This is a genomic window from Amycolatopsis sp. NPDC059021 (genome assembly GCF_042739895.1).
In the GTDB taxonomy this organism is placed as follows: domain Bacteria; phylum Actinomycetota; class Actinomycetes; order Mycobacteriales; family Pseudonocardiaceae; genus Amycolatopsis.
On the sequence record NZ_JBHYIQ010000006.1, the window covers coordinates 120,648 to 127,951 of the forward strand.

Sequence of the window (7,304 nt, forward strand, 5' to 3'; positions counted from 1 at the left end):
TGGGTTGGTGTGTTCGTTGGCGGCGCGGGGGGTGGGGGGGGGGGGGGGCCGCGGCCGCCCCCCCCCCCCCCGCGCCCCCGCCCCCCCCCCCCCCCGACGCGCCGGCGGTGCCCGCCATTACCTGGGTGAGCGCGAAAAGGGCGGTGGATCCGATCACCAGAGCGCCTGCCGCGGTGCGCGCGCGTGAATTCGCCATTGTTCCTCCCGTTGTTGTTTCGGGCGTACTTTCGGGTCATTTTTCGACGGGACACCCGCGAGACGCATTACGCCACATCGCATCCCCCGAGCGATGGATTACTCCCCCCGATGGCGGGGGTGCCGAATTCCGTACCCCGCCGGAAGCGAGTCTAGCCACGGAGCCGGACCGGCACCGCTCGTCGATCATGCCGCTTTCGCGTCGAACGATGATCTGTAATATATGGGTCGGGAGGGCAGGGGGAAATGATCACCAATGGCCATGATCCGACGGTTCATCAACTACGAATGTTCCTCGTTCTTTCGGAGGAACTGCACTTCGGCCGCGCGGCGGCGCGATTGTTCGTCACCCAGCCGGCGTTGAGCAGGCAGATCTCCGCGCTGGAGCGCAGGCTGAAACTGAGCCTGGTGCACCGCGACAGCCGGAATGTCCGGTTGACGGCCGCCGGGAGCGCGTTGCTCACCCACGCGGCCCAGGTGGTCGCCTCGGTCGATCATCTGCGTTCCACGGCGGAACGGAGCCGCCGGGAGGCGAACGTCGTCACCGTGGCGATGTTCGAGGCCTCGGCGGCGCTGGCGTCGACCCGCGCCGTTCTCGGCGCGGTGCGGGCACGGTGTCCCCGGCTCGTCGTCCGGATCGTCACCGCGGATCTCGCCGGTCAGCTCGCCGGGTTGGCGAACGGGACGTTCGACCTGGTCTTCGGCTATCTTCCGGTGCCTGCCGGCGTGTGCGCGCAGCCCGTTTCCACCACTCCGCGGCTGCTGTGCGTGGCCGGCCGCGCACCCGTGGCCGACCGGCCGGAGATCACGCTCGCGGATCTGGCGGGGCAGGTGGTGGCCGGGGTTTCGGACACCGTCCCCGAGGTGTGGCGCCGGTTCTGGGCGGCGGACCCCCGCCCTGGCGGCAGCCCCGTCCACTACTCCGGCCACGAGGTCACCAGTGTGGAGGAGTTGCTGGCGGCTGTCCTCTTCGACGAGGTCATCGCCTTCGTGCCCGCCGAGGCGGCCGAGCTCTATCCGCGCCCGGGAATCAGGTATCTCCCCGTCCGCGATCTGCCGCCGTGTACCGCGGCGCTCGCCTGGCTGAAGACCGCCCGGCATCCGTCGATCCCGGAATTCCGGCGGGCGGCACGGGAAACGTACGAATCCGCGGGCGGGCGGCCGGCGTCAGGCGCGGGCTGCCCAGCGCCCCTCGCGGCGGGTGATCCGGACCGGGTGATCGAAGCATTTGCTCACCTGGTCGGTGGTCAGCACCTCGTCGACGGTGCCCGAGGCTAGGCAACGCCCTTCGCGTAGCAGCAAGGCGTGTGTGGTGGTCGCGGGCAGTTCCTCGAGGTGGTGGGTGACCAGCACCGTCGCCAGCGACGGGTGTTCGCCGCGCAGCCGGTCGATGGCGGTCAGCAATTGTTCGCGGGCAGCGAGATCGAGGCCGGTCGCGGGTTCGTCGAGCAGCAGGAGCCGCGGCTCGGGCATGAGCGCTCGGGCGATCAGCGCCCGGCCGCGCTCGCCCTGGGAAAGGACCGGCCACGTGGCCGCGCCGCGCCGGTCCAGGCCGAGCAGGCCGATGAGCTCGTCCGCGTGCGCGGCCTGCTCGGCCGTGGGTGCCCAGCGCGGGACGAGCTCGGTGGTGTTGGTCAGCCCGGTGAGCACGACTTCCCGCACGGTCAACGGCGTTCGGAGCGGATGCCGCGGGTTGACGTGCCCGAGGTACGAGCGCAGTTCCCGCATGTCGACCCGGCCGAGCCGCCGCCCCAGCACCTCGACCACGCCCCGCGTCGGATGCGCGACGGCCCCGGCGAGGCCCAGCAGCGTGCTCTTGCCCGCCCCGTTCGCCCCGAGCAGGGCCCAGTGCTCGCCCTGCCGGACGGTCAGCGAAACGCTGTCGAGCAGGTAGTTGCCGTCACGGACGAAATCGACGTCGTCGATTCGCAGCACGGCGGTCATCGATCATCCCCTTGTTTCGCACGGAGAAAGTCCATGATCGTGTCCACATTGGACACCGTGGCCGCGATAGCGGCTTCGGGGTCGCCGTTTTCGAGCGCGGTCAGCAGCTCGGCGTGGGAGCACGACTGATCCGGCAGGCCCGCCTCGTGGGCGACCATGTCGGTCAGCGCCTCGCGCAACCGTGGCCGGACGGAGTCGAAAAGGCCCAGCAGCACAGCGTTTCCGGACAGCTCGACGACGCCGCGATGAAAGTCGAGATCGGCGTCGACGAACGCGGCCGGGCTGTCCTCGAGGTGCGCCTGCCGCTTGTCCAGCCGCGCCGCCAACCCGGCGACGTCCTCGCGCCGGATGCGTTTCGCCGCGAGGCGCGCGGCTTCGACCTCCAGTGCCCGGCGGACTTCGTGCAGCTCCAGCAGTTCCGCGCGGCGCAGCATCCGGCCGACGTCGACGGGGATCTCCCGGGCGGCGAAGGTTCCCGAACCGTGCCGGACGTCGACCCAGCCGTCGCGCGCGAGCAGCCGGATCGCCTCCCGCACCGACGAGCGCCCGACACCGAGTTCGGCCGCGAGCTGGACCTCGTTCGGCAGCCGGCCGCCCGCGCCCCAGCGCTTCTCGCGGAGCATCTCGCGCAGCAGGCGTTCGACCTGGGGCACCACCGGCCCGTGTGTCAGTCCCGCCATCTCGCCTCCCGTGTCGGGGCGAGCCTAACAGAAGTCCTCAGACGTCTGAGGTGATGGCGCTCACCTGCCGATACCCGGCACCAGCGCGTCCAGCGCGTCGCCATGACAGGTGAGCAGCGCCTGCCGCAGAGCCAGGATCCGCGTCTGCTGCTCCGGCTCCGGCAGCGCTCGCAGAGCGTGCCAAGCCGCCTCCGCGATCGGCGCCGCCCGCTGATCGGAGTACGAGCCCGCATGGAAAGGCTTCAGGTCCCCGATGAACCACGCGGCGGCGACGACGCGCGCGGCGAACTCCCTCGGCTCGTCGCGCTGCACCGAAAAGCACGACGAGACTCCTGCCCCACCGACCAGGACGCGGGGAAGATTGGCCGGGGCCGTGTGCTGACCCAAGTAGCTTTGGAGGTCGACGAACACTGTCCCCGGGTCGCGCGGCATCACGTCGCGGAAGGACGCGGGCGCCGACGATTCCACGACCCTGGTCGGGGCGCCCGGCAGTTTCGCCAGCAGCCGCAAGGTTTCCCGGCCAGGGCCCACCAGTTCGGCGAGCCTGTCCTCGTGCACTCGCGTCACGCAGACGGGCCCGTCGCACACCAGCTCGGCGGCAGCACGATCGAAGACCAGGTCGTCCGCCGGCGAAGCCGGGAACAGCGGGATCGCGATCAGCGCGCCGAGCGCCATCGGAGCGAGTGCGAACACCTTGACCCGGACGGATTTCACCACGAGCAGAAGAAGACCGGTGACGGCGAGACCGAGGAACCACAGTGTCTGTCCAATGTCGACTGAGGTGGCCGTGGTCGCGAAGACGGTCTGCGGGTCCGCGAACGCCGGCGCCAGCAACGAGACCTGGTTGGGCAGGAAGCCCTCGCCGAAAGTGCTGTTCAAGAAGGACAGGTACAGCGCCGCCTCGACCACGAATGTCACGACCGCGAGGACCGGCGCGATGATCGGGGAAGGCAGTGCGCGCCCGGCGCCGAGCCCGATACAAGCCACGGCGACGACCGCCAGCCCACCGACCAGGAACGCCGGGAGCCAGGCGAACGAGAAGTAGCCGCCGCGGGCGACGACCTGCGCCGCCGCGATGCCGAAGACCACCGCGTATGCCAGAAAAGAAAGACCGGCGAGAAGTCCCGCCAGTTTCGCCGCGCGGTGCCAGGCAGGACGCGGTGTCGTGCCGAGGAGTTCCACGGTGCCGGACCGGCTGTCGCGCATGCCCTGCAGCGCTCCGGCGCCGATGACGATCGGCAGCAGGTACACCAGCAGCATGCGGGTCCACAGCGCGGAGGACGTCCACTCCCGTGCCCAGGCCGCGGGCGAGTTCAGGATCGGCCCTCGGATCGCGTACACAGTGAAGATCGCGACCACGAGAAGTATGAGCGCCGTCCACGGCGCGATCGTACGACGCAGTTCGATACGCAGGATGCGCGTGTTCACCAGTTCCCCCGCTTTCGGTCGCCGCCGAGGATCGCGGAGTAGCCGCGCTCGATCGGGCTGTCGCCGATGTCGTCGGGGCTGCCCGCGGCGGCGAGATCGTCCGGAGTGCCCTGGAAAACGCGGTTGCCTTCGGCGAAGAGGACGACGTCGGTACAGGCGGCCGCGACGTCCTCCACGAGGTGTGTCGAGACGACGACGCAGGCGTCCTGGCCGATCTCCTGGAGGAGTTCACGGAACCGGACGCGCTGCATCGGGTCCAGGCCCGCGGTCGGCTCGTCGAGCAGCAGGATGTCCGGGTCGTTGACGATCGCCTGCGCGATGCCCGCGCGGCGCACCATGCCCCCGGAAAGCGTTTTCATCCGGTCGTCGGCGCGGTCGGTGAGGCCGACGCGGTCGATCGCGCGCTGCACCGCGGCCGGGATGTCCTTTTTGGACATCTCCTTGAGCCAGGCGAGGTACTCGACGAACTCGCGCACCGTGAAGCGCTTGTAGAAACCGAAGTCCTGCGGCAGGTAGCCGATCCGGCGACGGAGGCTGCGTTGATCGATGCGTCCCCCGATCGACTCACCGAGCAACACCAGCCTGCCGCCCGCCGGCCGGAGCACCGTGGCCAGTGCCCTGATCAGCGTGGTCTTCCCGGCCCCGTTCGGGCCGAGAAGGCCGTGTACTCCCACGCCCAGCGCGAGATCCAAGCCGTCGACGGCGAGCTTTCGCCTGCCGACCCTGACCTGGAGTCCTTCCGCGTGGATCTCCTGCGCGTAGGTCGCCGGAGCGACTTCCGCGGCACTCACCGGACGCATCACATCTTCCCCTCTTCTCATGCTCGCCGCGCGCTGAGTCGCGTGAAAGCACCGCGCCGCAGCACAATGACGATCGCCGTGACGGCCAGGGCGGCGGCCCACATCGGCAGCCACGCCTCACTGAACAGGAACGTTTCGCGCTGGTAGGTCACGGTCGGCGCGATCACGATGACGGACCAGATCCCGATCAGCGTGTACGCCGCCTTGGCCATGTCGATGACGCCGCCGAGCGCGAGCGTGCCGGTGGTGAAGGCGAGGCTGGGCAGCAGGCTCATCGCGATGCTGCCGCCGGTCACCCACTGGGCGAGCAGAAGCAGCGGGAACACCACGACCAGCACGGCGGCCGTCCGCCTGAGCACGAGGTAGAGCCCGGCCCGCGGGGTCGCCGCGGTCAGCTCGTACGCCGGGTCGACGCCGCGGGTCCACGCGGCCGCGACTCCCAGCACCGGCAGGATCGGCGCGAAGAGCCGCACGAACGAGATGCCGTCCTCGCCCTGCCACAACCGGTCCATGGCCACGGCCGCGACGACGACCAGCAGGGCCATCAGCAGCCACGGCAGCATCACCGGGGTCACCCAGGTGCTGAGCCAGGCCGCACGCCGGTGCCGTGCCGGAGTCGTCCGGGCGAGTTCCGGCTCCAGCCGGGACCAGACGCTCTCGAGCGCCGTGAGCGTGCCCGGAGTGTCGACCTCGGCGAGCCTGCCCCGGCAGTCCGCGCAGGTTTCGAGGTGGGATTCCAGCGCCCAGACGGCGTCACCGGCGAGTTCTTCGCCGCGAACGTATCTGGTGATCAACGCGGCCGAAGCGTGTTCGGCGTTCATGACATGGCCTCCCGCATGGCGATCCGCGCCCTGCGTGCACGGGTTTTGACTGTTCCCTCCGGCAATCCGAGCAGGATCGACGTCTCACGGACGGTCAGGCCGTCCAGGACCATCGCCTGCAGTACAGCACGAAGTTCGGGAGCGAGGCGGCGCAGTGCGTCACCGACGTCGTCGCCGACCGTGGTGGCCAGCGCTTCGTCCTCGGCCGCGGGTGCCAGTTCCACGGCCATGGCCTGGGGTGGTGGCTGGGCGTGGTGTGCCCGGCGGCGGAAGGCGTCGACGAGGCGGCGCGCGGCGATGGTCCACACCCAGCCGACGGCGCTGCCCCCGGTGACGCTGCCGGCGAACGATCCGGCGGCCCGCCACACCGCGAGGTAGGTCTCTTGCAGCACATCGGCGACCACCTGCTCGTCGGAGCACCGGCGGCGCAGACGCACGATGAGCCACGGCGACGTGCGGCGGTAGAACTCCTCGAACGCCGCGCGGTCGCCTTTGGCTGTGAGCCGGATGAGTTTCTCCTCGTCCAGCTCGCCTAGTGCACGCTTCACACCAGGCAAGACGCCGAAATCCGGTGACAGGTTCTCACTCGATGGTGTTCTGCGTCACACACTTTTGCTGTTACGTAGGCTGCTCGCATGACCACTTCCGATCTTGTGCCGGCGTTCGCTCCTGCCGGCACCTTGCGCGCGTCGATCAACCTCGGCAACCCGATCCTGGCGGGCAGGGACGCGGTGAGCGGCGAACCGGTCGGCGTGTCCGTCGACCTCGCCCGCGAGTTCGCGGCGCGGCTCGGTGTGGACGTCGAACTCGTGGTGTTCGAGAAAGCCGCCGCGTCGGTCGAGGCGGTGCGCGGCGAGCAGGCCGACATCGGCTTCTTCGCCATCGACCCGGCGCGGAGCGAAGGCCTGTTGTTCACCGCGCCGTACGTGCTCATCGAAGGCGCCTACCTGGTGCCGGATTCGTCGCCGCTGACCGGCAACGCGCAGGTCGACGCGGCCGGGCAGCGTATTTCCGTCGGTTCCGGCAGTGCGTACGACCTGTTCCTGACGCGGGAGATCCGGCAGGCGGAGATCGTCCGGCTCCAGGGCGCCGCGGGCGCTATCGCGGCGTTGCGTTCGGGTTCGGTGACGGTGGCGGCGGGCATCCGGCAGGTGCTGGAGCGGGAGGCGGCGCGGGCGCCGGGGGTCCGGGTGCTGCCGGGCCGGTTCATGGTGATCCAGCAGGCGATGGGCACTCCCGCCGGACGCGGCGCCGAGGCACAGGCCACGTTGGCGGCGTTCGTGGAGGAGATGAAGGCGAGCGGCTTCGTCGCGGAGGCGTTGAAACGCCACTCCGTCGAGGGCGCGATCGTCGCCCCCTCCGAGTGACCCCGGCCTATTCGGGGGTTACGTCATGCCGTCAAGGCCACCTTACGGGCGGTCTCTTGTAAAACACTC

General features: G+C 70.0%; 8 protein-coding genes. 2 read left to right on the forward strand and 6 right to left on the reverse strand.

The annotated features are described in order from the left end of the window. Positions 1-483: 483 nt before the first annotated feature. A complete protein-coding gene (locus ACFWX1_RS05180) occupies positions 484-1,473 on the forward strand; it encodes a LysR family transcriptional regulator (RefSeq protein WP_378384022.1) in 990 nt (329 codons plus the stop codon). On the opposite strand, the gene ACFWX1_RS05185 is transcribed toward ACFWX1_RS05180, so the two are convergent. From ACFWX1_RS05185 to ACFWX1_RS05210, 6 genes are read right to left on the reverse strand one after another with little or no spacing between them, the layout of a single operon-like run. Then, positions 1,363-2,139, reverse strand: a complete 777-nt coding sequence (locus ACFWX1_RS05185) for an ABC transporter ATP-binding protein (RefSeq protein WP_378384024.1) — start codon at positions 2,137-2,139, stop codon at positions 1,363-1,365. The genes ACFWX1_RS05180 and ACFWX1_RS05185 overlap by 111 nt on opposite strands. Further along, a complete protein-coding gene (locus ACFWX1_RS05190; RefSeq protein WP_378384026.1) occupies positions 2,136-2,819 on the reverse strand; it encodes a FadR/GntR family transcriptional regulator in 684 nt (227 codons plus the stop codon). Before ACFWX1_RS05190 ends, ACFWX1_RS05185 begins: the two co-directional genes overlap by 4 nt. A gap of 60 nt (positions 2,820-2,879) precedes the next feature. After that, positions 2,880-4,247, reverse strand: a complete 1,368-nt coding sequence (locus ACFWX1_RS05195; RefSeq protein ID WP_378384028.1) for a hypothetical protein — start codon at positions 4,245-4,247, stop codon at positions 2,880-2,882. Then, positions 4,244-5,047, reverse strand: a complete 804-nt coding sequence (locus ACFWX1_RS05200; protein WP_378384030.1) for an ABC transporter ATP-binding protein — start codon at positions 5,045-5,047, stop codon at positions 4,244-4,246. Before ACFWX1_RS05200 ends, ACFWX1_RS05195 begins: the two co-directional genes overlap by 4 nt. Positions 5,048-5,064: 17 nt before the next feature. Further along, positions 5,065-5,868, reverse strand: a complete 804-nt coding sequence (locus ACFWX1_RS05205) for a zf-HC2 domain-containing protein (protein ID WP_378384032.1) — start codon at positions 5,866-5,868, stop codon at positions 5,065-5,067. Beyond that, complete coding sequence (locus ACFWX1_RS05210) at positions 5,865-6,416, reverse strand: RNA polymerase sigma factor (protein WP_378384034.1); 552 nt, start codon at positions 6,414-6,416, stop codon at positions 5,865-5,867. Before ACFWX1_RS05210 ends, ACFWX1_RS05205 begins: the two co-directional genes overlap by 4 nt. Positions 6,417-6,503: 87 nt before the next feature. Between ACFWX1_RS05210 and ACFWX1_RS05215 the strand changes: the two genes are divergently transcribed. Beyond that, complete coding sequence (locus ACFWX1_RS05215; RefSeq protein ID WP_378384036.1) at positions 6,504-7,235, forward strand: transporter substrate-binding domain-containing protein; 732 nt, start codon at positions 6,504-6,506, stop codon at positions 7,233-7,235. The last annotated feature ends 69 nt before the right edge of the window (positions 7,236-7,304 follow it).

Excerpts from the sequence above, each read along its gene's own strand:
- ACFWX1_RS05180 (WP_378384022.1), top strand. The coding sequence starts at position 484 with ATGTTCCTCGTTCTTTCGGAGGAACTGCACTTCGGCCGCGCGGCGGCG.
- ACFWX1_RS05215 (WP_378384036.1), top strand. The coding sequence starts at position 6,504 with ATGACCACTTCCGATCTTGTGCCGGCGTTCGCTCCTGCCGGCACCTTG.
- ACFWX1_RS05200 (WP_378384030.1), bottom strand. The coding sequence starts at position 5,047 with ATGCGTCCGGTGAGTGCCGCGGAAGTCGCTCCGGCGACCTACGCGCAG.
- ACFWX1_RS05205 (WP_378384032.1), bottom strand. The coding sequence starts at position 5,868 with ATGAACGCCGAACACGCTTCGGCCGCGTTGATCACCAGATACGTTCGC.
- ACFWX1_RS05190 (WP_378384026.1), bottom strand. The coding sequence starts at position 2,819 with ATGGCGGGACTGACACACGGGCCGGTGGTGCCCCAGGTCGAACGCCTG.
- ACFWX1_RS05185 (WP_378384024.1), bottom strand. The coding sequence starts at position 2,139 with ATGACCGCCGTGCTGCGAATCGACGACGTCGATTTCGTCCGTGACGGC.